The organism is Paraburkholderia sp. BR10882, assembly GCF_040948855.1.
GTDB classification, from domain to species: Bacteria; Pseudomonadota; Gammaproteobacteria; order Burkholderiales; family Burkholderiaceae; genus Paraburkholderia; species Paraburkholderia nodosa_A.
In genome coordinates this window covers 56,177-81,039 of record NZ_JBFPKP010000017.1, presented here as the reverse complement: position 1 = coordinate 81,039, position 24,863 = coordinate 56,177, and the positions used below count along the sequence as shown (strand labels likewise).

Annotated in this window: 22 protein-coding genes; 12 read left to right on the top strand and 10 right to left on the bottom strand. The window is 67.1% G+C overall.

Annotation, left to right across the window (positions count from 1 at the left end):
* The first annotated feature begins 101 nt into the window (after positions 1 to 101).
* Positions 102 to 593: a thioesterase family protein gene (locus tag AB3X99_RS31510; protein WP_069266202.1), complete on the top strand. Its 492-nt coding sequence runs from the start codon at positions 102 to 104 to the stop codon at positions 591 to 593.
* A 23-nt stretch (positions 594 to 616) separates the two neighbouring features.
* Here AB3X99_RS31510 and AB3X99_RS31505 read toward each other — a convergent pair whose 3' ends face one another.
* A complete protein-coding gene (locus AB3X99_RS31505; RefSeq protein WP_069266348.1) occupies positions 617 to 916 on the bottom strand; it encodes a DUF3331 domain-containing protein in 300 nt (99 codons plus the stop codon).
* A 382-nt stretch (positions 917 to 1,298) separates the two neighbouring features.
* On the opposite strand from AB3X99_RS31505, the gene AB3X99_RS31500 reads away from it, so the two are divergent.
* Positions 1,299 to 2,366, top strand: a complete 1,068-nt coding sequence (locus AB3X99_RS31500) for an AI-2E family transporter (RefSeq protein ID WP_069266203.1) — start codon at positions 1,299 to 1,301, stop codon at positions 2,364 to 2,366.
* A gap of 36 nt (positions 2,367 to 2,402) precedes the next feature.
* Here AB3X99_RS31500 and AB3X99_RS31495 read toward each other — a convergent pair whose 3' ends face one another.
* The gene (locus AB3X99_RS31495; protein ID WP_342946604.1) at positions 2,403 to 3,257 is read right to left on the bottom strand and encodes an alpha/beta hydrolase-fold protein; all 855 of its coding nucleotides are present in this window, start codon (positions 3,255 to 3,257) and stop codon (positions 2,403 to 2,405) included.
* A gap of 129 nt (positions 3,258 to 3,386) precedes the next feature.
* Positions 3,387 to 4,484 carry an OpgC domain-containing protein gene (locus AB3X99_RS31490; protein WP_069266204.1) on the bottom strand — a complete coding sequence of 366 codons (1,098 nt, stop codon included), beginning with the start codon at positions 4,482 to 4,484 and terminating at the stop codon, positions 3,387 to 3,389.
* 716 nt (positions 4,485 to 5,200) lie between these two features.
* On the opposite strand from AB3X99_RS31490, the gene AB3X99_RS31485 reads away from it, so the two are divergent.
* Complete coding sequence (locus AB3X99_RS31485; RefSeq protein WP_069266205.1) at positions 5,201 to 6,064, top strand: peptidoglycan DD-metalloendopeptidase family protein; 864 nt, start codon at positions 5,201 to 5,203, stop codon at positions 6,062 to 6,064.
* Between the two features lie 104 nt (positions 6,065 to 6,168).
* Here AB3X99_RS31485 and prpF read toward each other — a convergent pair whose 3' ends face one another.
* From prpF to AB3X99_RS31460, 5 genes are all read right to left on the bottom strand, one after another.
* Positions 6,169 to 7,359, bottom strand: a complete 1,191-nt coding sequence (gene prpF, locus AB3X99_RS31480; RefSeq protein ID WP_342946602.1) for a 2-methylaconitate cis-trans isomerase PrpF — start codon at positions 7,357 to 7,359, stop codon at positions 6,169 to 6,171.
* A 58-nt stretch (positions 7,360 to 7,417) separates the two neighbouring features.
* Positions 7,418 to 10,015 (bottom strand): Fe/S-dependent 2-methylisocitrate dehydratase AcnD, encoded by a 2,598-nt coding sequence (gene acnD / locus AB3X99_RS31475; protein WP_342946657.1) that lies wholly within the window; start codon positions 10,013 to 10,015, stop codon positions 7,418 to 7,420.
* Between the two features lie 84 nt (positions 10,016 to 10,099).
* A complete protein-coding gene (prpC, locus tag AB3X99_RS31470; RefSeq protein ID WP_069266207.1) occupies positions 10,100 to 11,266 on the bottom strand; it encodes a 2-methylcitrate synthase in 1,167 nt (388 codons plus the stop codon).
* Positions 11,267 to 11,313: 47 nt separating this feature from the next.
* Positions 11,314 to 12,204 (bottom strand): methylisocitrate lyase, encoded by an 891-nt coding sequence (gene prpB / locus AB3X99_RS31465; protein WP_368619132.1) that lies wholly within the window; start codon positions 12,202 to 12,204, stop codon positions 11,314 to 11,316.
* A 66-nt stretch (positions 12,205 to 12,270) separates the two neighbouring features.
* On the bottom strand, positions 12,271 to 12,441 hold the full coding sequence (locus tag AB3X99_RS31460; protein ID WP_368619131.1) for a hypothetical protein: 171 nt from the start codon (positions 12,439 to 12,441) through the stop codon (positions 12,271 to 12,273).
* On the opposite strand from AB3X99_RS31460, the gene prpR reads away from it, so the two are divergent.
* Entirely contained in the window at positions 12,440 to 14,485 is a 2,046-nt protein-coding gene (gene prpR, locus AB3X99_RS31455) for a propionate catabolism operon regulatory protein PrpR (RefSeq protein WP_368619130.1), read from the top strand. The two genes, AB3X99_RS31460 and prpR, sit on opposite strands and share 2 nt — an antisense overlap.
* Here the strand turns inward: prpR and AB3X99_RS31450 are convergent.
* A complete protein-coding gene (locus AB3X99_RS31450) occupies positions 14,482 to 14,874 on the bottom strand; it encodes a hypothetical protein (RefSeq protein ID WP_069266209.1) in 393 nt (130 codons plus the stop codon). The two genes, prpR and AB3X99_RS31450, sit on opposite strands and share 4 nt — an antisense overlap.
* A 175-nt stretch (positions 14,875 to 15,049) precedes the next feature.
* Between AB3X99_RS31450 and AB3X99_RS31445 the strand changes: the two genes are divergently transcribed.
* Together AB3X99_RS31445 and AB3X99_RS31440 are read left to right on the top strand one after the other, a co-directional pair.
* Positions 15,050 to 15,664: a DNA-3-methyladenine glycosylase gene (locus tag AB3X99_RS31445; protein ID WP_368619129.1), complete on the top strand. Its 615-nt coding sequence runs from the start codon at positions 15,050 to 15,052 to the stop codon at positions 15,662 to 15,664.
* Positions 15,665 to 15,880: 216 nt separating this feature from the next.
* Positions 15,881 to 16,225 carry a DUF4148 domain-containing protein gene (locus AB3X99_RS31440; protein WP_069266352.1) on the top strand — a complete coding sequence of 115 codons (345 nt, stop codon included), beginning with the start codon at positions 15,881 to 15,883 and terminating at the stop codon, positions 16,223 to 16,225.
* Between the two features lie 302 nt (positions 16,226 to 16,527).
* On the opposite strand, the gene AB3X99_RS31435 is transcribed toward AB3X99_RS31440, so the two are convergent.
* Complete coding sequence (locus tag AB3X99_RS31435) at positions 16,528 to 16,971, bottom strand: CBS domain-containing protein (protein ID WP_069266211.1); 444 nt, start codon at positions 16,969 to 16,971, stop codon at positions 16,528 to 16,530.
* Between the two features lie 284 nt (positions 16,972 to 17,255).
* On the opposite strand from AB3X99_RS31435, the gene ribA reads away from it, so the two are divergent.
* The 6 genes from ribA to AB3X99_RS31405 all read left to right on the top strand — a co-directional run bounded on the left by ribA (position 17,256) and on the right by AB3X99_RS31405 (position 24,844).
* Positions 17,256 to 17,903 carry a GTP cyclohydrolase II gene (gene ribA / locus AB3X99_RS31430; RefSeq protein WP_035513597.1) on the top strand — a complete coding sequence of 216 codons (648 nt, stop codon included), beginning with the start codon at positions 17,256 to 17,258 and terminating at the stop codon, positions 17,901 to 17,903.
* Between the two features lie 77 nt (positions 17,904 to 17,980).
* Positions 17,981 to 18,871, top strand: a complete 891-nt coding sequence (locus AB3X99_RS31425) for an SH3 domain-containing protein (protein ID WP_368619128.1) — start codon at positions 17,981 to 17,983, stop codon at positions 18,869 to 18,871.
* A 754-nt stretch (positions 18,872 to 19,625) separates the two neighbouring features.
* Entirely contained in the window at positions 19,626 to 20,033 is a 408-nt protein-coding gene (locus AB3X99_RS31420; protein ID WP_368619127.1) for a hypothetical protein, read from the top strand.
* Between the two features lie 265 nt (positions 20,034 to 20,298).
* Positions 20,299 to 20,997: a response regulator transcription factor gene (locus AB3X99_RS31415; protein WP_368602851.1), complete on the top strand. Its 699-nt coding sequence runs from the start codon at positions 20,299 to 20,301 to the stop codon at positions 20,995 to 20,997.
* Positions 20,994 to 22,409, top strand: a complete 1,416-nt coding sequence (locus AB3X99_RS31410; RefSeq protein WP_368619126.1) for a FecR domain-containing protein — start codon at positions 20,994 to 20,996, stop codon at positions 22,407 to 22,409. Before AB3X99_RS31415 ends, AB3X99_RS31410 begins: the two co-directional genes overlap by 4 nt.
* On the top strand, positions 22,406 to 24,844 hold the full coding sequence (locus AB3X99_RS31405) for a CHASE2 domain-containing protein (protein ID WP_368619125.1): 2,439 nt from the start codon (positions 22,406 to 22,408) through the stop codon (positions 24,842 to 24,844). Before AB3X99_RS31410 ends, AB3X99_RS31405 begins: the two co-directional genes overlap by 4 nt.
* The last annotated feature ends 19 nt before the right edge of the window (positions 24,845 to 24,863 follow it).

Below are 24,863 nucleotides of genomic sequence, written 5' to 3'. Positions count from 1 at the left end.
CGCCGGAGCATGCCGGTGTCGCGGCGGACGAGGCGTGTCTGCGGTTACACTGCTCCCGCCTGCACGCGGGCACCAAATATGGAGACGGGAGAGGAGACTGGATGACGAACGAAACGGCGCCCGTGGTCTACCGCGACACGGTGCGCGCGGAATGGGTCGATTACAACGGCCACTTGCGCGATGCGTTCTACATGCTGATCTACAGCTACGCGACCGACGCGCTGCTCGATGCCATCGGGCTCGACGCGGCGGCGCGCGAGGCGCGCGGGCGGTCGATGTACACGCTGGAGGCGCACCTGAACTATCTCCACGAGATCAAGGAGGGCGCGCAGGTGCGCATCGACGTCCGGGTGATCGAGCACGACGCGAAACGCGTGCGCCTGTATCTGGAGATGTTCGCGGGCGATCTTGACGATGCGCTCGCCTCGCCGGTCTCGGCGAGCGAGCAGTTGCTCCTGCACGTGGACCGCTCGGGCCCGCGCGCGGCGCCGTTCGACGCCGATGTGCTCGCGCGCGTGGCAGCGTTGAGCGCCGCCTCGGCGGGCTTCGCGCCGCGCCATGCCGCGCGGGCCATTTCGCTCGCGCCTCGCTGAGGCCGCGGCAGACGTCGCCGCGCTTACTTCGGCAGTTCCGCGCCGATGAGGGCGCCGAACACTTCGGCGGCGATCATGACGGAGGCGTTGAGCGGCGCGGGACGTTCGGCCGGCTTGAAGACGGCGTCGCCCCGGCGGATCTTGCGGCGCGACACCGCGCAGGTGCCCGACGAATGCGCCGAGCGGCGGCGCCAGCGCTGTTCGCCATAATGGCAGCGACCGGGTTCGACCCAGCGGATCACCAGCGCCGTATCCGTCTGCTCGAGTATTTCGATACGCTCACCGTTGGCTCCGTCAAGCGAGAGGCACGCTTTTTTCTTCATTGTCGGCTCCGTAAGTGTGGTGCCGCGAATGTAGTCCTGCGCGCTGACAAGTGCCATTCTGTCGCCGTTGAAACACCATTCCATTATCAGCAACAATCGCCCTGCGACACGTTGCGATTCACGAAGGAATGGGGGTTTGCGCGGATTTGGGGTCGACATCTCGAATTTGTGCAACGCACTGTTGTGCGTGGCGCGACATCGAGGGGCCGGAAAACGGGCGCCTGGAGGGCGTTCCAGGATAGGGACGGAACGACTGGGGCGGATTGGGATCTGAGGGAAGACCAGCCCGGCTGGATCGATTTTCTGCACCGCGCTGGCGGGTGGCACCGCACCTGCGCAGCCACGAAACCGGCCAGCTGTTTTTGAATTTTCAAGAGGTTACATGATTCATCGTCCGCCTGCTCCGAACTCCGCAAACGAGCAAAAAATCCAGCGCGCCGCCTCCGCGGTGCTGTACGCCACGCTCGTGTTGCTGGCGCTGTGGATCGTGCGCGAGTTCGTGCCCGCCGTGGCTTGGGCGAGCGTTTTTGCCATCGTGCTGTGGCCGACCTATCAGGCGATCGAGCGACGCGCCCCGTTCAAGGGCCGCAAGACGCTGATCGCCACGCTGCTCACTGCCGCGATCGGCCTGCTCGTGCTGCTGCCGATCGCCGTCACTGCCATTCAGGCGGGCGGTGAGGCCCACGAGCTTTACCTGTGGCTGCGCGACGCCCAGGAGAACGGCGTGCCGGTGCCCGACTTCGTTTCACATTTACCGGTCGGCAGCCGTCAGGTGAGCGACTGGTGGCAGGCCAATCTCGCCCAGCCGCTCAAGGCTTCGCCGGCGATGAAGAGCCTGCACGGCGACACCATCACCTCGTTCGGCCGCCACTTCGGTGCGCGCGCCGCCCACGCCACGATGACGTTCGGCTTCATGCTCGTCACGCTGTTCGTGATCTTCCGGGCCGGCCCGCGTCTTTCGGCAACGGTGATGCGCGGTGCGCGCCGCGCCTTCGGCGCCGACGGCGCGCAACTCCTGCAGCGCATGGCCGCCGCCGTGCGCGCCACGGTCACGGGGCTCGTGGTCGTGGGGCTGGGCGAGGGCGTGCTGCTGACCGCCGCCTATATCGCGACCGGCGTGCCGCATGCAGCGCTGCTGGGCACGGTCACCGCCATCGCGGCTATGCTGCCGTTTTGCGCACCGATCGTGTTCGGCGGCGCGGCGCTGTGGCTCGTCATCCAGGGCTCGCTGATCGCGGCGGCGGCGCTCGCGATATGGGGATTCGTGGTGGTGTTCGTCGCCGAGCATTTCGTGCGGCCCGTGCTGATCGGCAATTCCACGCGTTTGCCTTTTCTGCTCGTGCTGTTCGGCATTCTGGGCGGGGCGACGACCTTCGGGCTGATCGGCATCTTCATCGGCCCGGCGCTCATGACCGTGCTGATGGTGCTTTGGGTGAACTGGGCGGAGTGACGCTCAGGTCAGGGCGAGGCGCGCCTCGTGCCTCGCTCAACGGAAGCAGGCGAGCGTGTACTTGAGCGCGGCGGGCAGCAGCTCGCGCCACACAGGCCACACGTGGCCGCCGTCCACGATGCGCAGCGCCGCCGTATTGCCGGCCTCGCGCAGCCGCGTGTAGAGCAGCGACGACTCGGCCTGGATCACGAGGTCGTCGTCGCCGGCCGCGATGAAGAACGGCACGCGCCGGGGCTGCGCGAAGTACGGCTTCCAGAGCGCCGGATAGTTGAGCGTGCGCCAGATCTGCGCATCGAACTGATGATCGCCGAACACGCCCACGTGACGCGCCGCCGAACTGGGCGGCGGGTCGCCCGCGTAGACCGCCGGGGACAGCAGCAACGCGCCGCAGAACATGTCGGGGTGCTCCAGCGTGTAGCGCAGCGCGCCGAACCCGCCCATCGAGACACCGCCGATCGCGCGGCCGTCGCGCGCGTCGTCCACCGCGAAGTGCGCCTCGATCTCGGGCAGCAGATCCTGGAAGAACGCCGTCTCCATCCTCTCCTTTCGGTCGACGTACCAGTCGGTGCCGCCCTGCGGCATCACGATCACCACGGGCGGGATCTCGTGACGGGCGATCAGCGTGTCGGCGGTGGTCTGGAGCTGGCCTTGCGTGACCCAGTCCATCGGCTCGCCGTTGTTGCCGTGCAGGAGATAGAGCACCGGGTAGCGGTGCTGGTCGGCGCGATAGCCGTTCGGCAGGTACACCACGTATGGCCAGTCGCGGTTGAGCGCCTCGGCGTGGAACGTGCGGACCACGACGGTGCTCGCCGCGGCCGGCGCCGCGGGCGTGGCGAACGCCGCGCAGGAGAGAGCGAGCGGGAGCAGCGCGGTGCGAAGGAGTCTGCGCATGGCAGGGACATCGAGAGCGGTGGCGCGCGGGCGGCGCGGGGTCATCATGCTAGCAGCCGCTCATGCGTGCCGGAAGCCGTGATGATCGGTTCGCCGGCGCGCAGTGCATGGCCTGTGCGCCGCGTCGTTTCAGGCGGAAGCTTTTGCGCGCGAGGGCAGCAGCCGCTTGAGCGGGTCGGACGCACGCGCGACGAGCAGCAGCGCGGTGATCGCGACGGCGTCTGCGCAGAGGCCGAGCGGCACGTTCAGATAGCCGTCGGTGTACCAGTAGAGCACCGAGTCGACCGTGAGCGAAATGACGGCGCCGGCCACGAACGAGAGCATCCCCTTGCGACCGACGAGGCCCACCCAGGGCAGCGCATGCGCCACGCGCTTCGCCCAGCCGAAGCGGATGACATGCGCCGTGAGCCACGCGATGCCGAGGAAGTTGAGCACGCGAAACCATGCGAGGTTGCGCTTGAAGTCGCCGTCGAGCGCGACGTTGCCGAGTTGCAGGCGATAGATCGCGGCACCCGCCACGACGGCGAGTGCGGCGAGGGTCACGAGCGTGCCGAGACGATGGGCAGTCACGCGCTGGAACACGGGTTGCGCCTGCGCGATCACGCCGAGCACGAACATCAGCTGCCAGCCGAACGGGTTGAAGTCCCATTGCACGTCCTCGACGTGCGGCAGCCACGGTGCCAGGTGCGGCGCGACGCCCCAGAGCACGAGGCTCATGGCCAGCAGCAGCCACGGCCGCGTGCGCGCAAGCGGCAATGCGAGCGGGGCGGCGAGGGCGAACCAGGCATACATCGGCAGCACGCCGGCCAGATACGGCTGGCGGCGCAACAGCACGATGTCGCGCAAAGCGGCGGCAGGCGCGAGCGTGAGATCGTCGAGATCGGTGGTGGCGAGGTTGGGCGCATCCACGTTGCACGCCACGAGAATCGCCGTGACGAGCAGCATCAACAGCGCCGTCACGACGAACGCGCGGTAGATCTCGAACGCGCGCTTGATGAAGCGTTGCCGCGCCGCGGCCTCGGTGCGGCGTGCGCACAGCGTGGCCCACGCGGTGGCCGTGGCGAAGCCGCCGAGGAAGACGAAGACCTCGGCCGCGTCGCACAGCGCGTAGGCGTGGAGCGTGACGCGCGAGACGATGCTGCCGCCGATGTGATCGACGACGATGATGAGCAGAACGAGGCCGCGGAAGAAATCGAGTTCGACTAGACGGTTGGATGACTTTGGCATGTTGGGGCAGCAGGCCGGGCCGGAATGAGGCGCATGAAGCAGCCGATGATGCAAAACGGGCCGGGCGGGCAGATGCTGGAAGTACCTGGCTAAAAAATCGGGAAATCAGGAATTCGGGCGACGTTCGCGCCGCGCCTTGCGCCGGGAAACGTGAAGTGGCCACCAGGGCGGCCGCACGACAAACGCAGGAAAAGACCTGAAGAATACGCGAGGGTTCCCGCCGAATGCGGGTTTACGTTGACACCGCCGATGTTAGCGTAATTTCAAATAGCTTTCAGTGGGCGTGGCCAGTGCGCCGTTCAAGTTTCTGGGACGTGTGCCGATAAGGCAGGGGATGGGGCACAATCATGCGGGTGCGCCAAACGCCGCCCTGACGCGGGTTTGGGCGATTTACTCTGGCCCTTTGCCAATGCGCTGCTGAGCAAGAATTCGGCTAATTAACATTTGTTTCAAAGTGTTCTCCCTGGCTGATTTCGTGGAGTTGCGCTTTACAATGCCGGATCGAATTTGAGATGGCACGCTCGTTCGTTAATGGGGCGATCGCGTGCGTTGAATGTTTATGGTTCGAGATGTCGTCGACTTGGGCGCAGATCGACGCAGCCCGGCGCAGGCGAGCCGGCACGCCATGAGGGACGGGAGCGCGGCATACGCGGCAGACCGTCCGGGGCAGCCATTCGCTGCATCGCACGGCTGCAGGCACCGCAGGAGAAAGGGTTATGTTTGAAGACGATCGTATCGGTCAGCGCGGCCTCAAAGGGTTTTGGGCCGCGTTGGGATTGGCGGCCCTGTTGGGGGGCTGCGCCAACATGAATCAGCAGCAGCCGCAGCAGCAACCGCAGCCTGACACGGCGGCAGCGGCGACCCCGGCCTCCGACGCAGCGAGCGCCGACGCCAGCAGCGCACAACAAGCGACGAGTGCGCCCGTCACGCGCGTCGTCACCAAAACGACCTACGTGCGCGTGCGCCGCGGTGACACGCTTCAGCGCATCGCGCAAAAGCACAGTGTGTCGGTCAAGGATCTGGCCACCTGGAATCACCTGAAGCCGAACGCTCACCTGCGCGCAGGCCAGTCGATCAAGCTGGTTTCAAAGCAGACGATCACCGTCCAGGTGGCCGCGCCGCAAGCAGGCGGAGCGACGGCGAATGCCAGCCCGAACGCAGCGGGAAACCGCCAGGTTGCGGCCGAAGTGGCACGCCATTCGAACAGCGTCGCACTCGTGTGGCCGGCGCATGGCCGTGTGGTCGAACCGTTCGCGCCGGGCACGACGCGCGGCATCGAGATCGCGGGCAAGGCCGGCGACCCCGTGCTCGCCGCCGCCGACGGCAAGGTCATGTATGCGGGCACGGGCCTGAACGAATACGGCAGCCTGATCATCGTCCAGCACAACAAGGACTTCCTCACGGCTTACTCGCACAATCGCCGTCTGCTCGTGAAGACCGGTGACACGGTGCATCAGGGCCAGCAGATCGCCGAGATGGGTAGCGAGAACAACGACCGCGTGGCGGTGTTGTTCGAGGTGCGCCGCGATGGGAAGCCAGTGGACCCGATGCCCTATTTGCCTTCTTCTCCGCAGGGCTGAGCGTCCCACCTGTGCGGCGAGAACAACAAAACCGCCCTGACGCATCACAACGTCAGGGCGGTTTATTTCATCATCGCAAACCGCGTACTTCCTAAAACCGCTGCTTAAAACGCGTCGCCCGGCACCCGCACCCAGCCTTCCATCAGCACGCGCGCGCTGCGGCTCATGATGGCCTTCGTGACCGTCCATTCGCCGTTTTCCTGACGCGCCTCGGCGCCTACGCGCAGCGTGCCCGACGGATGCCCGAAGCGCACCGCGCTGCGTTCGCCGCCCCCCGCCGCGAGATTCACGAGCGTGCCGGGAATGGCCGCCGCGGTGCCGATCGCCACGGCCGCGGTGCCCATCATGGCGTGGTGGAGCTTGCCCATCGACATGGCGCGCACCAGCAGGTCCACATCGCCGGCTTCCACGCGCTTGCCGCTCGACGCCGTATGGCCCGTGGGCTTCGCCACGAAGGCGATTTTCGGCGTGTGCTGGCGCGTGGCGATCTCGTCGAGTTGCTTGATGAGCCCCATGCGCAGCGCGCCGTGCGCGCGGATCGTCTCGAACTTTTCGAGCGCCTGCGCGTCGCTGTTGATCGCGTCCTGCAATTCCGTGCCCGTGTAGCCGATGGCCTCGGCGTTCACGAAGATCGTCGGGATGCCCGCGTTGATCATCGTGGCCTTGAGCGTGCCCACCCCAGGCACTTCAAGGTCGTCAACGAGATTGCCGGTGGGGAACATCGCGCCGCCCGCGCCCTCTTCCTCGGCGGCCGGGTCGAGGAATTCGAGCTGCACTTCGGCGGCGGGAAAGGTCACGCCATCCAGTTCGAAATCGCCCGTCTCCTGCACGTGGCCGTTCGTCATCGGCACGTGCGCGATGATGGTCTTGCCGATGTTGGCCTGCCAGATGCGCACGGTCGCCACGCCGTTGTCGGGCACGCGGCTCGGGTCGACGAGGCCGCCGCTGATCGCGAACGGGCCTACGGCGGCGGAGAGATTGCCGCAGTTGCCGCTCCAGTCGACAAAGGCCTTGTCGATGGCGACCTGGCCGAACAGGTAGTCGACGTCGTGGTCGGGCTTGCTGCTCTTCGCCAGAATCACGGTCTTGCTCGTGCTCGACGTCGCGCCGCCCATGCCGTCGATCTGCTTGCCGTACGGGTCGGGGCTGCCGATCACGCGCATGAGCAGCTTGTCGCGCGCAACGCCCGGCTGCTGCGCCGAAGCGGGCAGATCCTGGAGGCGAAAGAACACGCCTTTGCTGGTGCCGCCGCGGATATAGGTGGCGGGAATCTTGATCTGGGGTACGTGTGCCATGTGTTGTCCTGAAACGAAGGGCGGCGCGCGTGTGAGCGCTGCGCCGCCCGTTTCCCGTTTATGCCGCTGCCTGTGACGATTCGAGGAAGTCCTGCGCGAAACGCTGCAGCACGCCGCCGGCTTCGTAGATCGACACTTCCTCGGCCGTATCGAGTCGGCAGGTGACCGGCACTTCCACGCGCTCGCCGTTCCTGCGCTGAATCACGAGTGTGAGGTCGGCGCGCGGCGTGCGCTCGCCGATCACGTCGTACGTTTCCGTGCCGTCGATGCCGAGCGTCGTACGGTTCGTGCCCGCCTTGAACTCGAGAGGCAGCACGCCCATGCCGATCAGGTTCGTGCGGTGAATGCGCTCGAAGCCTTCCGCTACGATCGCTTCCACGCCCGCGAGACGCACGCCCTTGGCCGCCCAGTCGCGCGACGAACCCTGGCCGTAGTCCGCACCCGCGATGATGATGAGCGGCTGCTTGCGTTCCATGTAGGTTTCGATGGCTTCCCACATGCGCGTGACCTTGCCTTCCGGCTCGACGCGCGCGAGCGAGCCCTTCTTCACGGTGCCGTCCACCACGGCCATCTCGTTGATGAGCGTGGGGTTCGCGAAAGTTGCGCGCTGCGCCGTGAGGTGGTCGCCGCGGTGCGTCGCGTACGAGTTGAAATCCTCTTCGGGCAGGCCCATTTTCGCGAGGTACTCGCCCGCTGCGCTGTCCAGCAGGATCGCGTTGGAGGGCGAGAGGTGGTCGGTCGTGATGTTGTCGCCGAGCACGGCAAGCGGGCGCAGGCCCTTGAGCGTGCGCTCGCCTGCCAGCGCGCCTTCCCAGTACGGCGGGCGGCGGATGTAGGTGCTTTGCGCGCGCCAGTCGTAGAGCGGGTCGGTCGTTTCACCTGTTACCGCGGTGGCCGCGAACATCGGTTCGTACACCTTGCGGAACTGCTCGGGCTTCACGCTCTTCGCGACGATGGCGTCGATCTCTTCGTCGCTCGGCCAGAGGTCCTTGAGGTACACGGGCTTGCCGTCCTTGTCCGTGCCGAGCGAGTCCTGTTCGATGTCGAAGCGGATCGTGCCCGCAATCGCGTACGCGACGACGAGCGGCGGCGAGGCGAGGAACGCCTGCTTCGCATACGGGTGAATGCGGCCGTCGAAGTTGCGGTTGCCCGAGAGCACGGCGGTCGCATACAGGTCGCGGTCGATGATCTCCTGCTGGATCTTCGGATCGAGCGCGCCCGACATGCCGTTACACGTGGTGCATGCAAACGCGACGATGCCGAAGCCGAGCTTTTCCAGATCGGGCAGCAGGTTGGCTTCCTCGAGGTAAAGCTCGACGGCCTTCGATCCCGGCGCCAGCGAACTCTTTACCCACGGCTTGCGCGTAAGGCCGCGCTCGTTCGCGTTGCGCGCGAGCAGCGCGGCGGCGATCACGTTGCGCGGGTTGCTCGTGTTCGTGCAGCTCGTGATGGCGGCGATGATGACCGCGCCGTCGGGCATCTGGCCCGGCGTTTCTTCCCACTTGCCTGCAATGCCGCGCTCGGCGAGAGCGGATGTGGGCAGACGCTTGTGCGGATTCGACGGGCCGGCCATGTTGCGCACCACGCTCGAAAGATCGAACGTCAGCGTGCGTTCGTATTGCGCGTTAGCGAGCGTATCGGCCCACAGGCCCGCGGTCTTCGCGTAGGTTTCGACGAGCTTGACCTGCTCTTCGTCGCGGCCCGTGAGACGCAGATACTCGAGCGTCTGGTCGTCGATGAAGAACATCGCGGCCGTGGCGCCATACTCGGGCGCCATGTTGGAGATCGTGGCGCGGTCGCCGAGCGTGAGGCTCGATGCGCCTGCTCCACGGAACTCCAGATAGGCGCCCACGACCTTTTCCTTGCGCAGGAACTCGGTGAGGGCGAGCACGATGTCGGTGGCGGTAATGCCGGGCTGGCGCTTGCCGGTCAGCTCCACGCCGACGATATCGGGCAGGCGCATCCACGAGGCGCGGCCGAGCATGACGTTCTCGGCTTCGAGGCCGCCCACGCCGATGGCGATCACGCCGAGCGCATCGACGTGCGGCGTGTGACTGTCGGTGCCGACGCAGGTGTCGGGGAACGCCACGCCGTCACGCGCCTGGATCACGGGCGACATCTTCTCCAGATTGATCTGGTGCATGATGCCGTTGCCCGGAGGAATCACGTCGACGTTCTTGAACGCCTTCTTCGTCCAGTTGATGAAGTCGAAGCGGTCTTCGTTGCGGCGGTCTTCGATCGCGCGGTTCTTGTTGAACGCGTCCGGATCGAAGCCGCCGCATTCCACGGCGAGCGAGTGGTCGACGATCAGTTGCACCGGTACGACCGGATTCACCTTGGCGGGGTCGCCGCCCTGGTCGGCAATGGCGTCGCGCAGGCCGGCGAGATCGACGAGTGCGGTTTGCCCGAGGATGTCGTGGCAGACCACGCGCGCCGGGAACCACGGAAAGTCGAGGTCGCGCCTGCGCTCGATGAGCTGCGTAAGCGAGGCGGTGAGCGTGGCCGGGTCGCAGCGGCGCACGAGGTTTTCGGCGAGCACGCGCGAGGTGTACGGCAGCGTGGCGTAGGCGCCGGGCTGGATGGCCTCGACGGCTTCGCGCGCGTCGAAGTAATCGAGCCGGGTGCCCGGGAGGGACTTGCGGTAGGCGGTATTCACGGCTTGGGGACCAAATGGATTGTAAGCGGCGATGCGCAGGATCGAAGGCGACGTCGTCACGCTACGACGCATCGCCTCCGGCGATTAGCGCTTGCTGATCGGCGTGAACTTCAGATTCTCCGGCCCCGTGTAATTCGCGCTCGGGCGGATGATCTTGTTGTCGATGCGCTGCTCGATGATGTGCGCGCTCCAGCCGGCCGTGCGCGCGATCACGAAGATCGGCGTGAACATGGCGGTCGGCACGCCCATCATGTGATACGACACGGCGCTGAACCAGTCGAGGTTCGGGAACATCTTCTTGACTTCCCACATCGTCGATTCGAGGCGCTCGGCGATGTCGAACAGCTTCATGTTCGACTGCTCCTTCGAGAGCTTCTTCGCGATTTCCTTGATGACCTTGTTGCGCGGGTCCGAGATCGTGTACACCGGGTGGCCGAAGCCGATCACGACTTCCTTTTTCTCCACGCGTGCGCGGATATCGGCTTCTGCGTCGTCGGCGTTTTCGTAGCGCGACTGGATCTCGAACGCGACTTCATTCGCGCCGCCGTGCTTCGGACCGCGCAGCGCGCCGATCGCGCCCGTGATGGCCGAGTAGATGTCCGAGCCCGTGCCCGCGATCACGCGGCCCGTGAACGTCGAGGCGTTGAACTCGTGCTCGGCGTACAGGTTGAGCGACACGTGCATCGCGTCGACCCACGACTTCGACGGCGCGCGGCCGTGCAGCAGGTGCAGGAAGTGGCCGCCGATCGAGTCGTCGTCGGTTTCGACTTCGATGCGCTTGCCGTTGTGCGAAAAGTGATACCAGTACAGCAGCATCGAGCCGAGCGAAGCCATCAGGCGGTCGGCGATATCGCGCGCGCCCGGCAGGTTGTGGTCGTCTTTCTCGGGCAGCACGGTGCCCAGAATTGAGACGCCGGTGCGCATCACGTCCATCGGATGCGCCGAGGCGGGCACGGCTTCGAGGGCCGTCTTTACGTTGGCGGGCAGGCCGCGCAGCGCCTTGAGCTTCGCCTTGTAGCCGGCCAGTTCGGACGTGTTCGGCAGCTTGCCGTGCACGAGCAGGTACGCGACTTCTTCGAATTCGCACGCGGTGGCGAGGTCGAGAATGTCATAGCCGCGGTAGTGCAGGTCGTTGCCGGTGCGGCCCACGGTGCACAGCGCCGTGTTGCCCGCCGCGACGCCAGACAGCGCAACGGACTTCTTCGGCTTGAAACCGCCAGCGGCTTGCGTGGTGTTTTCTGCTTCGCTCATGGTGTCTTCCTCTCTCCAGGTATCTGTGAACTATATGGTGGGCGGATTTACTTCTTCGCGGCAAAGAGCGCGTCGAGCTTGTCTTCGTATGCGTGATAGCCGAGGTAGCGGTAGAGGTCTTCGCGCGACTGCATCGTCGAGACGGCGGCCTTTTGCGTGCCGTCGCGCTTGACGGTCTCGTAGAAGTTCAGCGCGGCGGCGTTCATCGCACGATACGCGCCGCAGCAGTAGAGCGCGATATCCACGTTCGCGCTCTTCAGTTCTTCGGTCGTGAAGAACGGCGTCGAGCCGAACTCCGTGAGGTTGGCGAGAATCGGCACCTTCACGGCGGCGCGGAAACGGCGGTAGTCGTCGAGCGTCTTCATCGCTTCGGGGAAGATCATGTCCGCGCCCGCTTCCACGTAAGCCATGGCGCGCTCGATCGCGGCGTCGATGCCTTCCACGGCGGCCGCGTCGGTGCGGGCCATGATGACGAAGCCGTCGTCGGTGCGCGCGTCCACGGCGGCCTTCACGCGGTCCACCATCTCGTCGGTTCCCACGACTTCCTTGTTCGGGCGATGGCCGCAGCGCTTCTGACCCACCTGGTCTTCCAGGTGCACGGCGGCCACGCCTGCCTTGATGAACGACTTGATCGTGCGCGCGATATTGAATGCGCCACCCCAGCCGGTGTCGATGTCGACCATCAGCGGAATGTCGACGGCGTCGGTGATGCGGCGGGCGTCGATCAGCACGTCGTCCATTGTGCTGATGCCGAGGTCCGGCACGCCGAGCGAGTTGGCGGCCACGCCGCCGCCCGAAAGATAAACGGCCTTGAAGCCGGTCGCCTGCGCGAGCTTGGCCGCATACGCGGTGATGGCGCCGACGACTTGCAGCGGTTGTTCGGCGGCCACGGCTGCGCGGAATTTCGCGCCGGCGCTGGCGGGGGTTTTGTTGTTCATGCGGGATGTCTCCAATTGAATCGCCGCCTCATACTGCAGTTAGCGTGCCAGCTCCGCGCCAAGAGGCTAACGCGTTGATTTTGCGCCGGAATCGCGTGTGCCGGTGGCGGGCCCCGATTTCCATGGTGAAATCACAATTTCAAAAATGAAATCGGCGCGCGATAATGCGAAATCTGGCTGACGGTCGGCTATCGGCTGCACCGTCCCCGGCGTCACGACCGTATCGTTGGACATCATGAACCGCTTTCCCGCTCCCGCTTCCTCCGCCATCCGCCCGCGTGTCTGGGCCATGGGTATCAGCCGCCTGCGCGACCTGTTTCGCGACATCGCCCGCGAATACGACGAGCTCGCGGACCTGCGCGTGGTGCCGCGCGGCTTCGAGGAAGCGGTGGCCGAACTCGCCGCCGCGGGGCCGAACCAGCGGCCCGATGTGGTGGTGGCGGCGGGCTCGAACGGCACCTATCTGAAAGCGCGTATCGACCTGCCCGTAGTGCTCGTGCAGCCCACCGGCTTCGACGTGATGCAGGCGCTAGCCCGCGCGCGGCGCGAGGCCGATCTCGTCGCGCTCGTCACCTACGGTGAGACGCCTGTGGAAGTACGGCGCTTTGCCAGCGCCTATGGCATCGACGTGGTGTTCGGCCAGTACCGCACGGTTCAGGACGCCGAGGCCTGCGTGCTCGACCTGCGCGACCGCGGCGTGGGCGCGGTCGTGGGGCCGGGCCTCGTCAACGATCTCGCGGCCCGGCTCGGGCTCGTGCCGTTTTTCGTCTACTCGCGGCCCTCGGTGCGCGCGGCGTTCGACAACGCGCTGGATCTCGTGCAAGCCACCTGGCGCGAAACGCAGCGCCGGCAGCGCCTCGACAGCGTGCTGCAACACCTGCGCGACGGCGTGGTCGCGCTCGACGCGCGCGGCCGCGTGGAGGCGATCAACCAGCGCCTCGCGGCCGTGCTCGGCATCGATCCGGCGGCGGCCGCGGGCCAGTCGCTCGCGGCGCTCGCGCCCGACATCGCGTTCGCGCTGCCCGAAGCCGATGGCGAATCGCTCGAGACCGTGCGCGGTGTGAGCTATGTCGTGCATCGCGGGCCGCTCGTCGACAACGGCGTGACGACAGGCGCCGTGCTCACTTTTCAGGAGTCGCGTGCGGTGGAGCGGCTCGACCGCACGCTGCGCTCGCGTCAGCGCACGCAGCAGTTCGTCGCGCGCTACCGGCTGGACGACCTGAGCGGCGCGACGCCCGGCATCGAGCGCGTGCGCCAGCTCGCGCGGCGCTATGCGAAGTCGGACGCCACGGTGCTGATCCGCGGCGAAAGCGGCACCGGCAAGGAGATGATCGCTCAGGGCATTCATCGCGAGAGCCCGCGGCGCGACTTTCCGTTCGTCGCGATGAATTGCGGCGCGTTTCCCGAGGCGCTACTGGAGAGCGAGCTGTTCGGCTACGAGGAGGGCGCGTTCACGGGTGCGCGGCGCGGCGGCAAGGTGGGGCTCATCGAGGCCGCACACCGCGGCACGCTCTTTCTCGATGAAATCGGCGAGATGCCATTGCCGTTGCAAAGCCGCCTGCTGCGCGTGCTGCAGGAGCGCGAGGTGGTGCGCCTCGGCGCCACCGAGCCCACGCGCGTGGACGTGCGCGTGGTCGCCGCCACGCACCGCGCGCTCACCGAGCAGATCGAAGCGGGCGAGTTTCGCGCGGATCTCTTCTATCGCCTGAACATTCTCAATCTCGCCATTCCGCCGTTGCGCGAGCGCGGCGCCGACATCGCGCTGCTGGCGTCGGAACTGCTGTTCCAGGCCTCGCGCCGCGAGCCGCGCGTGGCCGTGCGCATCCGCACGCCCGAAGACGCGTCGCGCACGCTCGCACGGGTGAGCGGCGCGCTCGCGCGGCACGCATGGCCCGGCAACGTGCGCGAGTTGCAGAACGTGGTCGAGCGGATGGTGGTGGAACTGGCCGATTCGGAAGAGGACGTGCTGGCGCCCGACGTGCTGCGCTCCATCGCGCCGGAGGTGTTCGAGTCGCGCCGTGCTGCGAGTGGCGCCGCGGCGACAGCAGGCGAGGGTGCGCTCACCTTGCGTGAGCGCAGCCTCAATACCGAAGCCGATGAAATCCGCGCCGCGCTCGACGCCTGCAACGGCGATCGCGACCGCGCGTGCGAGATGCTCGGCATCAGCAAGACGACGTTGTGGCGACGCCTTTCCGCCGCGAAGGGCAAGCGCGGCGGCGCAGCAGCCGAGGCCACGGTGGCCGCGGCGCCTCGCAAGGCGCCGCGCGCCAGAAACGCTTAGTTCTTCAGGGCGTTGAGGAGCGGCGCCACGGTCCCGTGCAAGTGCAGGATCTCGGGGCTCGCCTGCAGCAACGCCTGATAGCGCTCGTAGAACTCCGCCGATTCCTCGCCGGAGAAGAGTGCGGCCACGCCTTGCGCCGCACCGATGCGATCGTCGGGGCTCGCATCCTTGGCGTCGAGCGTTTCGTCGACGTTGGCGATCACCGTCGAGAGCGGCATGAGCCAGCGAAAGCCCGAGCCGTTGATGAGCACCTGCAGGAAGGCCGCCGGCGTGACCGGTCCGAACTCGCGTTCGTAGTCCTTGCGCTCGTGGTCGAGAATCGCCTTGTGCAGCGTGAGCAGGGGCTTGCGCACGGTCGTGAGGAATTGAATCGCGCTTTGTTCGTTCATCGTACGGCTCCTTGGGTAGCGCGAACCGTTCGCGCGGATATGCGGACGATGGTAGCGCAATGGCCGGCTGCGCGTGGCTAAGCCGTGGATGGGCGGTGGATGAGCGCGGCCAGCGCTACACTCTGCCGGTCCGCGAAACCGCGATGCCCACGCCGACCACCCCGAGAACGCTTCGATGACGATCCTGCCACTGCACCGCCACGACCTGCCACTCGACACCGCCGAGCTGGCGCGTTTCATGGTCGGCAAATATCTCGTGCGCGACCTGGCGCGCGGGCGCATGGTGGGGCGGCTCGTCGAAGTCGAAGCGTATCCCGTGGGCGACTCCGCGAGCTACGCCTACATCGGACGCCGGCCCTATAACGCCGCGATGTTCCTCGAGCGCGGTCATGCCCACGTGCGGCTGACCTACGGCAGCGCCTGGATGTTCAACATGTCGAGCGAAGCCGTGGACGTGGGCGCGGGCATCCTGTTTCGCGCGCTGGAGCCGCTCGAAGGCGTTGGCGCTATGGAGGCGCTGCGCCCCGGCGTCCCGCTGCGGGATCTCGCGCGCGGGCCGGGGCGGCTCTCGCAGGCGTTCGGCATTGCGGCGGCCTTCGACGGCGTGGACCTGTGCCGCGGGCACGGACTCTGGATCGGCCGCGTGGACGAACCCGAGCGGCCCGTGGGCGTGACGACACGCATCGGGCTCTCGCGCGAGATGGACCGGCCGCTGCGTTTCTACGAACGGGGCAGCCGGTTCGTGAGCGGCCCACGCAAGCTGCTGGACGGCAGCGTCGCGCCGCTGTGACTGGCTCGAGCGCTCCGGCGAAATCCGCGGAAAGCGCCGCGCCGCAAGGCGTTCGGCCGATATCGAATGCGCGCGGCATTGTTGCCGCGATTGAAAGTGTATTTTCCCAAAATTAGGGTTTCCCCTGGGCCACTGTCTCAATACACTGAAATCACTGGTTCGGCGATGCAAGCAGACACCGCCGTCGGCATAAAACAAGTGATGGAGGTAATGAACATGAAATCCCGTACCCTGATTCAAGCCGCATTCGTCGCCGCCCTCGTGGCTGCTCCGGCCCTTTCGTTTGCCCAGGTGCAAGGCAACGGTCCGGTCACACGCGCCGAAGTGAAGTCCGAATTGATCCAGCTCGAGAAGGCCGGCTACAACCCGGCTACCGCCAATGACGCGACGTACCCGAGCGACATCCAGGCCGCCGAAGCCCGCGTGAGCCAGCAGGAAGGGTTGGCGCAACAAGCGCCGGCAGCCGAAACGAGCGGCTATGGCCCGTCGACCTCCGGTTCGACGCAGTCGGGCCAGCCGGCCACGGTGCGCCCGTCGCAGTCGGTGTACTTCGGCAACTAAGCGGGCGACCGGGCGACATCGATCGGCCAAGGCTGGCCGTTCCAGCGCAAACCGGTGCCAGGGCGCTGCGAGCAGGCACGGACGCATGCGTAAGTTGACCCGACAGCGCCCCACCCAGCAAAGCTCTAAACCCATACTGGCGAAGGCGGACACCGTTCCGCCTTTGTCGCACGCCGCCCGCGCAAACCATCGCGCGATTTTTCATGCGTGGAACCTCCGCCGCCGAAAGGTGGCTTCGCCCAACCCCGTCGGGATTGGGCGCTTTTTCACGTCTGGTGGGCTGGTGGGGCGGGCGCGTTACGTCAGGCGCCAGTCCCGCCGGTGATGTAGTGCTCGAGCTGCTCGATCGTGAACTTCTGCTCGGCGATGATTTCCTTCACCAGGTCGCCGATCGACACCATCCCCACGAGCTTGCCGCCGTCCATGACGGGCAGATGGCGCATGCGCCGCTCGGTCATGAGCGCCATGCAGTCGTAGGTGGTCTGCTCCGGCTGGACGAAGCGCACGTGCGTGCTCATGATGTCGCGCACGGCGGTCGTTTTCGAAGATCGGTCCATCAGCACGATCTTGCGCGCGTAGTCACGCTCCGTGACGATGCCGGCGATCGATGGACCGTCGGTCACGAGCAGCGCGCCGATCTGCTTATCGGCCATCAGGCGGATTGCGTTGTAGACGGAATCGGAGGCTTCGATCGTGTACACCACCTGTTCCGGTTTCGATTTGAGTACCTGTGCAACGCTTGTCATAGGGCGACCCTCTTCGTCCTTCTGGTTGTCCAGTCATTGCGCGGTGCGGCAAGCCGGGTGTATCGCCCGTCAAGCCATTGGAAAGCCATTTCAGTATAGGCGGCTGGCGTGCCGTGCGTCCTCGGGGTATGCGCGGGGGTCGCACCATTTATGCCGAGGGCATGCGGCGCGGGCCGAGCCTCCCCTACTGGGCTGGGCGGCGGGGTGGAGCAAATGGCGGTAAACTCCGGTTCCGAACCTCAACCCGGCCCCTTGCCGGTTTTGCCAGTTTTTGCTCGAGAATCATGCCTACGCTTCCTGAGTCGTCCTGTGCGGACGGCGACAACGCCAACGAATGCGTCGTGCTCGACGCGACCGCCACGCTGCCGACCCGCTACGGCACGTTCGAGTCCTATGTCTACCGGGTGAAGGACGGCGGTGCCGAGCATCTCGCGCTCGTCATGGGCGACGTGGGCAGCGGCGAGCCTACGCTGACGCGGCTCCACTCCGAGTGCCTGACCGGCGACGTGTTCGGTTCCTACCGTTGCGACTGCGGCGAGCAGCTCGACCTCGCGCTGCGCTACATCGCGGCCGAAGGCCGTGGCGTGCTGCTCTATCTGCGTGGCCACGAAGGCCGGGGCATCGGCCTGTCGAACAAGATCCGCGCGTACCAGCTCCAGCAGCAGGGCCGCGACACCGTCGAGGCGAACCTCGATCTCGGCCTGCCCGACGACGCGCGCGAATACGATTCGGCGGCAGCGATCCTGCGCCTGCTGAAAGTGTCGTCGGTGAAGCTCATGAGCAACAATCCGAAGAAGTTCGACACGCTCAGGCAGCACGGCCTCCCGGTGATCGAACGCGTGGCGCTCGCGATCCCGATGCGCGAGGAAAACGAGCGTTATATCCGCACCAAGCAGGTCAAGTTCGGGCATTACTTCGAAGAAAACGAATAACCTCGAATCGTCGTCACGACGGGCCGGGCACGGCAATTGCGCAGCGGCAAACAAACTGGCTGGAACAGGGAGAAACGATGTCCAAGCGCTTCAACACGCGCCTGCGCGCGGTCGTACCTGCGCTCGCCGGCGCGTGCCTCGCAACCGGTCTCGTGCTCGCGTCGTCCGCCGCCAGCGCGCAATCCGCGGCCTACACGAGCGAACCGGTGGATCTGTACGCAGGGCCTTCAGGCGACTATCCCGTCGTAGCCGAACTGGGACCCGGCCAGCCCGTCACCGTGATGGGCTGCGTGGGCGACTATTCGTGGTGTGACGTCACCGTGCCCGGTCTGCGCGGCTGGGTCTACGGCGGGTATCTCAGTTATCCGTATCAGGGCAGCTACGTGCCGCTCACCGACTATGGCGCGCAGATCGGCCTGCCGATCGTGGCGTTCTCGCTGGGCGCTTACTGGGGCAGCTTCTATCGCGACCGGCCGTGGTATGGCGAACAGCATCGCTGGGAGCACGTGCCGCCGCCCGAACGCGGCCGCCCGCCGGCAGCGCCGGCGTGGCATGGTGCGCCGGGCCGGCCGTCCGCCATTGCGCCTGGCGGTGGCGAGCGTCCCTCGCGACCCGATGAGCCGATGCGTGGCGCACCGCCGCCCGGGACGCAACGGCCGCCCGGCAACGGGGAGCAACCGGGCACCATGCGTCCCCACGAGGCGGGGCATCCGCCCGAGCAGCAGCAGTTCGGCGGCCGGCCGCCCGCCGGCGCGCCCGCGCAGGGCTATGCGCGTCCGCCGGAGCCCCAGCCGCAGGGCGGCATGCGCGCGCCTGGGCCCGCACCTCAACAGCCGCAGGCCGGCATGCGCCCGCCCGCACCTCAACAGCCGCAGGGGCGGCCGGCTGCGCCGCCTCAGGGTGGTGGTCAGGGCGGGCATGCTCCCCAGGGTGGCGAACGGGGCAATGACCGGCAATCCGAGCACTAACGCATACTGACTTGCTTCGCTGCGGCGGCGGGATATCTCCATGGCGGGAATCCCGCCGCTGCCGTCTTCCGGCTGAGAGTTAGGATTGCGAATCAATCCGGGCGCGTGACGGGCATGCGCTGCGTTACGCGGGCTCGCTGGAGCCATCCCCCAAGCCATGCCATCTGCCCGGCTGTTCACCGCTTTTCATCGGCTCTGACAGATTTAACAATCCCTGACAGTAAATTCACGGCACCCAGGTGAGAATACGTCGTCGCGGCAAGTGCAATCACGGCCGCACGCCGCCAGCGCCACGCGAGCTTCGCGCATGCGCCGCTGGCAACGGATTTCTGCTACGGGGGCTGGCTCGCTCGGGACCTGGCGACGCAGTCAGCAAGAGGAAGTCAGAGCGAACCCGAGTTCGCCGGATAACGCTGGGAAAACCAGTGCTTTGAGGTGGACGTGGCGATGGCGGCACGTGCCTCGTCGTGCAGGGAGGCGGCTGCGGCCCGCTGACAGCGTCGGGCGGTGACGCTGGCAGCGGGGCTCGCGCCGCGTACGACGATGACTGCGCTGGCGGTCCGACTCCGGGGGCGGAATCCGGAGACCACGCAGTGCGTAGCACGCGGCCGTCGCCACATTTTTTTCCGCATTTGAGAACGCATTCTTTTTGCCGCTTCGCGCATTGCGAGCGGCTCGACGTTGTTGCGTCCGCGAAAAAACGCCTGGCCGCTTCACTTCTGTTGCTCTGCCTGCTTGTCTTCACGGGGGCTACATGTTTTTCCGATCCGGCCGTAAGCGTTTTCCACCGGGCTCGCGCGCGGACGGCCCCGACGGTGGTCGCGAGTTCGACCGCATCGAGCTCGACCTCGCGCGCGACCAGCATGCGCGCGCCGCGATGGAAGCCTACGCGGACTCCTGCGCGGCCGAACTCCCGTGGCTCAGCGAAGCGCTGCACCTTTCGCGTTTCGGCGCGGCCGAGCGTCTGACACAGTGTTCGTCCACGGTACTGCGCGTGTTCGTGATGGCGCAGTCGCGCGCGGCCTTGCAGCCGGACCATGCACACGCGGCATGGGAGCACGTGCGCTCCCACCTGACCGCGCTGCTCGCGCAATCGCCGTCGGCTGCGGGCGAGGCGGCCAGGCCCGGTTCGAACGACGGCAAATTCGACTACCATGAGTGATTAACATGAGAGCGATCTGTTCACCGAAGTCGAGCGTGGCCTCGCGCTCGCATTTTTTTCGAGACGCGGCGAGAGTAGCGGGCTTTGGTGCGCGGCGGGTCCCGCGTGCCGCCAGGCCCGGAGCCGGGGCCCGGGCGGGTGGCCCACGATCCGGCGCCGAAGCGCGCGCCAGCGCCCGCCAGGCAATGGTCCTGGTGGCAGCGCGGTGCGGCAGGGAAGCAGTCCATCGCAGGACGATGAAGAACAAACCTGGTTGCGGGGTGCTATGAGAGTTGCAGTACTGGATGACGATGCAGCGCAGACAGAGTTCGTCTGCCAGGCCTTGAGCGCTGCGGGCCACGTCTGCCACGCGTTCGCCAAGGGTAGCGAACTCGTCAGACAGCTTCGGCGGCAGACGTTCGATATGCTCGTGCTCGACTGGAACGTACCCGACATGGCGGGCGACGAGGTGCTGCACTGGGTGCGGCAGAGCCTCTCCACGCGCCTGCCGGTGCTCTTCATGACGAGCCGCAGCCGCGAGGCCGACATCGCGCAAATGCTCAACGCCGGCGCCGACGACTATGTCGTCAAGCCCGTCTCGGCGCCGGTGCTGATCGCCCGCGTCAATTCGCTGTTGCGCCGCGCCTATCAACTGCACACGCCCGCGTTCAAGGAAACCTTCGGCGAGTACGAGTTCGACCTGAAGTCGCGCCAGGCTTCGGTGAGCGGCCGCAACGTCGCGCTCACGCAGAAGGAGTTCGAACTCGCGCTGCTGCTGTTTCAGCACCTGAGCCGTCCTCTGTCTCGCGCGCACATTCTCGACGTGATCTGGAAGCAGTCCGACGACATTCCTTCGCGCACGATGGACACGCACGTTTCCATGCTGCGCTCGAAGCTCGGCCTGCGTCCCGAAAACGGCTATCGCCTCACGCCGATTTACGGCTACGGCTACCGGCTCGAGCGTATCGAGGGGGACAGCGCGTGAGGGGCGCGCGTGCGGTGCGCGCCACCGCGGCGCCGTTCCTTGCTTTCGCGCTTGCGTTCGTTGCACTTCCCCGCGGCGCCGAGGCGCGCGAGAACGCTCCGGCCCAGCCGCCCGAGATGACCCCCTACGTCGCGCGCCCCGGCGACTCGCTCTACGACATCGCCACGCGTTACCTGCGCAATCGCGCCGACTGGAAGAAGCTCGCGAGCCTCAATCATGTGAGCGAGCCGCGCCACCTTCGGCCGGGTACGACGCTGCGCGTGCCGGTCGCGCTGCTGCGCCAGGATGGCCTGAGCGCGAAGGTGATCGCCGCGAACGGTCCCGTGCAGCATGCGTTCCGCACCGGTCCGCTTTTGCCGCTCTCCGTCGGCGCGAGCCTTGTCGAAGGCGACCGGGTGCAGACCGGCCACAACGGTTTCGCCACCCTCGAACTGGCCGATGGCTCGCATATCGCCCTGCCGCCCGATACCTCGCTCGACCTCGCCACGCTGCGTCAAACGGCGCTCACGGGCGCGACCGACCGCATCGTCGATCTCCATCACGGCGAGGTGAGCAACGAGGTCACGCATGCCACGAAGAAGGACGATCGCTTCCAGATCCGCTCGCCTTCCGTGGTGGCCGGCGTGCGCGGCACGCAGTTTCGCGTGAGCTACGACGGCGACAAGGGTGCGACGGCGGTCGAGGTGCTGGACGGCGCAGTGGGCGTGGACGCCGCCTCGGTGGCCCGCAACGGCCGCAGCGCGCTCGCGCGGCCGCCGTCACCGGGCACCCCGCTCAGCGCCTCCGAGCAACTCGTCGCCGCGCACCACGGCAACCTCACGCTGACGGGCCGGCCGGCGGGCGCGCCCGTCACGCTGCTCGACGCGCCCGAGCTGCTGCAGCCGTCCAAAGTGCAGGACGACGAAGCCGTCGTCTTCGAAATCGCGCCCTCGGCGGGTGCGAGCGCCTGGCGCGTGCAGATCGGCCGCGACGCGGGCCTGCTCGACATGATTCGCGACAAGCGCAGCGCCGACCCGCGCGTGTCGTTTGCCAATCTCGAAGACGGCACCTACTTCGTACGCCTCTCCGCCATCGACGCCAGCGGTCTCGAAGGCATGCCAGCGTCGTATGCGTTCGAGCGCCGGCGCGTTGCGCTCGGCACGAGCGCCGGTCCCATTGAAGGCTCGCGCGACTTCGCGTTCCGCTGGTTCATCGACCGCAACGCGCAAAACACGCGCTTTCGCTTCGTGCTCGGCACGACGTCCGATCTGCGCGCGCCGCTCATCGACCGTACCGACATCACGACGGGCGATGCGGTCGTGCGCGATCTGCCGAAGGGCGTCTACTACTGGACGGTGATCGCCGAGCAGTTCGACAACGGCCGCTACTACCAGAAGGCCAGCCCGGTCCAGTCATTCAGGCTCGACTGGTGACTCGGCCGGACGAGGTGGAGCCCCGCAAGAGCGTGAGGCCGCCCGCGCGCCTTGGCCGCTCCGTCGGGCGACGCTTCCTGTTCGAATGGGCCGGCGTGGGCTGCGCGGGCGTGGTCGTGGTCGTGCTCTGCGTGCTCTGGCGGCTCACGAGCGGCGCCGACCATCTCGTCTATGACCGCCTGCTCTCCGCGCGTGCGTTGCCGGTGTCGCCCGACATCGTGCTCGTGGAGATCGATAATGCGAGCGTCGCGGCGCTCGGGCGCTGGCCGTGGCCGCGCGAGCTGCATGCGCGGCTCGTCGATCAACTCGCGAAAGCGGGTGCGGCGGCCGTCGTCTACGACGTGCTGTTCACCGAATCGTCCCCCGACGACGCGCACTTTGCGCAGGCGCTGCGCGCGCGCCCGGCGTTCCTCCCCATCCTGCTCACCCCCGCCGACGACACCGGTCGCCGCGAGGCCGTGCGTCCGGTCGCGCCGCTCGCGCAGGCGGTCGCCGGCATGGGCCATATCAACCTCGAAGTCGATAGCGACGGCATCGTGCGCAGCGTCGCGCTGTTCGAAGGCGACGCGCAGCAGCGCTGGCCGCAACTGATGGTGCCGGTCTGGCGGGCGGTGCGCAGCGGCGCGGTGAAGCTCGCGCACGGCATGCCCGCCACCGCGCAGCGCGATGATGTGCTGCATGCGGCGGCGCCGGGCAGCGAGGCGCGTTTCCTGATTCCGTTCGGCGCAAATTCCCAGGCGTTCCACAAGGTCTCGTTCGCCGACGTGCTCGATGGCCGCGTGCCGCCCGAGCAGTTGCGCGGGCGCGTGGCCATCGTCGGCGTCACGGCCTCGGGGCTCTACGACCGCTTCGCCACGCCGCTCTCGGGTACGCTCGGGCCGCTGCCCGGCGTGTACATCCACGCCATCGTGCTCGACACGCTGCTCAACGGGAGCGCCATCCAGCCCGCGCCGCCGGTCATGGTCGTGTTTGCCTCGCTCGCGCCGCTCGCGGTGCTGCTGGCGGGTTTTCTCGTGCTCTCGCCGTTGCGCACGCTGCTGCTGCTCGCGTTCCTGATCGCCGTGTCGCTCGGTGCGAGTGCGGGCATGCTGCACGCGCGCCTCTGGCTCCCGCCCGTGCCAGCGATCGTCGCGCTGCTCATCGTCTATCCGGTGTGGAGCTGGCGCCGCCTCGAGATGACGATGGCTTACCTGCGCAAGGAACTGCGCCAGCTTGCCGACGAACCCTACCTGCTGCCCGAGGCGCCCACGCCGCGCCGTGAATTCGCCGGCGACGCGCTCGCCCAGCAAATGGCGCTCATGGCGCAGGCCGCGCAGCGGCTGCAGGACATGCGCCGCTTCGTATGGGACAGCCTCGATTCCGTGCCGGAGCCGATTCTCGTGGCCGATCTGCGCGGTGTCGTGCTGATCGCCAATCATGCTTCGCGTGCGTATCTCGAGCGCCTGAACGTGAGCGCCGCGGAAGGTCGCCGGATGCAGGACGTGTTCGGCGACCTCGCGCTCGTCAAGCCGATCGACCCGGCCCCCGACGCGATGGCGTTTGCGCACGCGCATTGGCCCGCGCCGCTCGACCCGGCGCGCGACGAGTTCGCCGAGTTGATGGAACGCGGCGTGGAAGTGCGCGCGCGCGACGGCAGCGACTATCTGCTGCGCTACGCGTGCTGTACGAACGCGCAGGGACAGGCGGTGGGCTGGATCGCGGGTCTCGTGGACGTGACCGAGCTGCACGACGCCGAACGCCAGCGCGAGGACGCGCTGCGCCTGCTGTCGCACGATATGCGCTCGCCGCAGGCCTCGATCGTCGCGCTCGTCGAGACGGAGCGCGAGCGCGGCACGCTTGGCTCCGAGCCCGTGCGCGGCGTGATGGAGCGCATCGAGCGCTACGCGCGCCGCTCGCTCAAGCTCGCCGACGACTTCGTGCAGCTCGCGCGCGCCGAGTCGCAGGTGTACGCGCTCGAGCCCACCAGCCTCGCGGAGCTGGTGATCGACGCGAGCGACGAAGTGTGGCCGCAGGCGCACGCGAAGCGCATCCAGATCGACACCGTGTTCGAAGGCGAGCAGATGGGCTGGATCAACGCCGACCGCTCGCTCATGACGCGCGCGCTCGTGAACGTGCTGAACAACGCAGTGAAGTACAGTCCTGCGGATACGCGCATCGTCTGCACCGTCGCGCTGGACGACCGCGTTCCGTCGCGCGTGGTCTGCTCGATTCGCGATCAGGGCTACGGCATCGCGCAGGAAGATCAGGCGCGGCTGTTTCAGCCGTTTCAGCGCTTTCATGCGGAACAGCGGCCCGAGGTGAGCGGCGCGGGGCTCGGCATGGCGTTCGTGAAGACAGTCGTGACGCGCCACGGCGGCGACGTCCTGCTGGAGAGCGAGCCAGGCAAGGGCACCGTGCTGACGATGTCGCTGCCCGCGATCGGTGCGCCGGCATGAGTCGTGCCGTGTCGTTCCT

Excerpts from the sequence above, each read along its gene's own strand:
- AB3X99_RS31510 (WP_069266202.1), top strand. The coding sequence starts at position 102 with ATGACGAACGAAACGGCGCCCGTGGTCTACCGCGACACGGTGCGCGCG.
- AB3X99_RS31505 (WP_069266348.1), bottom strand. The coding sequence starts at position 916 with ATGAAGAAAAAAGCGTGCCTCTCGCTTGACGGAGCCAACGGTGAGCGT.
- AB3X99_RS31500 (WP_069266203.1), top strand. The coding sequence starts at position 1,299 with ATGATTCATCGTCCGCCTGCTCCGAACTCCGCAAACGAGCAAAAAATC.
- AB3X99_RS31495 (WP_342946604.1), bottom strand. The coding sequence starts at position 3,257 with ATGCGCAGACTCCTTCGCACCGCGCTGCTCCCGCTCGCTCTCTCCTGC.
- AB3X99_RS31490 (WP_069266204.1), bottom strand. The coding sequence starts at position 4,484 with ATGCCAAAGTCATCCAACCGTCTAGTCGAACTCGATTTCTTCCGCGGC.
- AB3X99_RS31485 (WP_069266205.1), top strand. The coding sequence starts at position 5,201 with ATGTTTGAAGACGATCGTATCGGTCAGCGCGGCCTCAAAGGGTTTTGG.
- prpF (WP_342946602.1), bottom strand. The coding sequence starts at position 7,359 with ATGGCACACGTACCCCAGATCAAGATTCCCGCCACCTATATCCGCGGC.
- prpC (WP_069266207.1), bottom strand. The coding sequence starts at position 11,266 with ATGAGCGAAGCAGAAAACACCACGCAAGCCGCTGGCGGTTTCAAGCCG.
- prpB (WP_368619132.1), bottom strand. The coding sequence starts at position 12,204 with ATGAACAACAAAACCCCCGCCAGCGCCGGCGCGAAATTCCGCGCAGCC.
- prpR (WP_368619130.1), top strand. The coding sequence starts at position 12,440 with ATGAACCGCTTTCCCGCTCCCGCTTCCTCCGCCATCCGCCCGCGTGTC.
- AB3X99_RS31460 (WP_368619131.1), bottom strand. The coding sequence starts at position 12,441 with ATGATGTCCAACGATACGGTCGTGACGCCGGGGACGGTGCAGCCGATA.
- AB3X99_RS31450 (WP_069266209.1), bottom strand. The coding sequence starts at position 14,874 with ATGAACGAACAAAGCGCGATTCAATTCCTCACGACCGTGCGCAAGCCC.
- AB3X99_RS31445 (WP_368619129.1), top strand. The coding sequence starts at position 15,050 with ATGACGATCCTGCCACTGCACCGCCACGACCTGCCACTCGACACCGCC.
- AB3X99_RS31440 (WP_069266352.1), top strand. The coding sequence starts at position 15,881 with ATGAAATCCCGTACCCTGATTCAAGCCGCATTCGTCGCCGCCCTCGTG.
- AB3X99_RS31435 (WP_069266211.1), bottom strand. The coding sequence starts at position 16,971 with ATGACAAGCGTTGCACAGGTACTCAAATCGAAACCGGAACAGGTGGTG.
- ribA (WP_035513597.1), top strand. The coding sequence starts at position 17,256 with ATGCCTACGCTTCCTGAGTCGTCCTGTGCGGACGGCGACAACGCCAAC.
- AB3X99_RS31425 (WP_368619128.1), top strand. The coding sequence starts at position 17,981 with ATGTCCAAGCGCTTCAACACGCGCCTGCGCGCGGTCGTACCTGCGCTC.
- AB3X99_RS31420 (WP_368619127.1), top strand. The coding sequence starts at position 19,626 with ATGTTTTTCCGATCCGGCCGTAAGCGTTTTCCACCGGGCTCGCGCGCG.
- AB3X99_RS31415 (WP_368602851.1), top strand. The coding sequence starts at position 20,299 with ATGAGAGTTGCAGTACTGGATGACGATGCAGCGCAGACAGAGTTCGTC.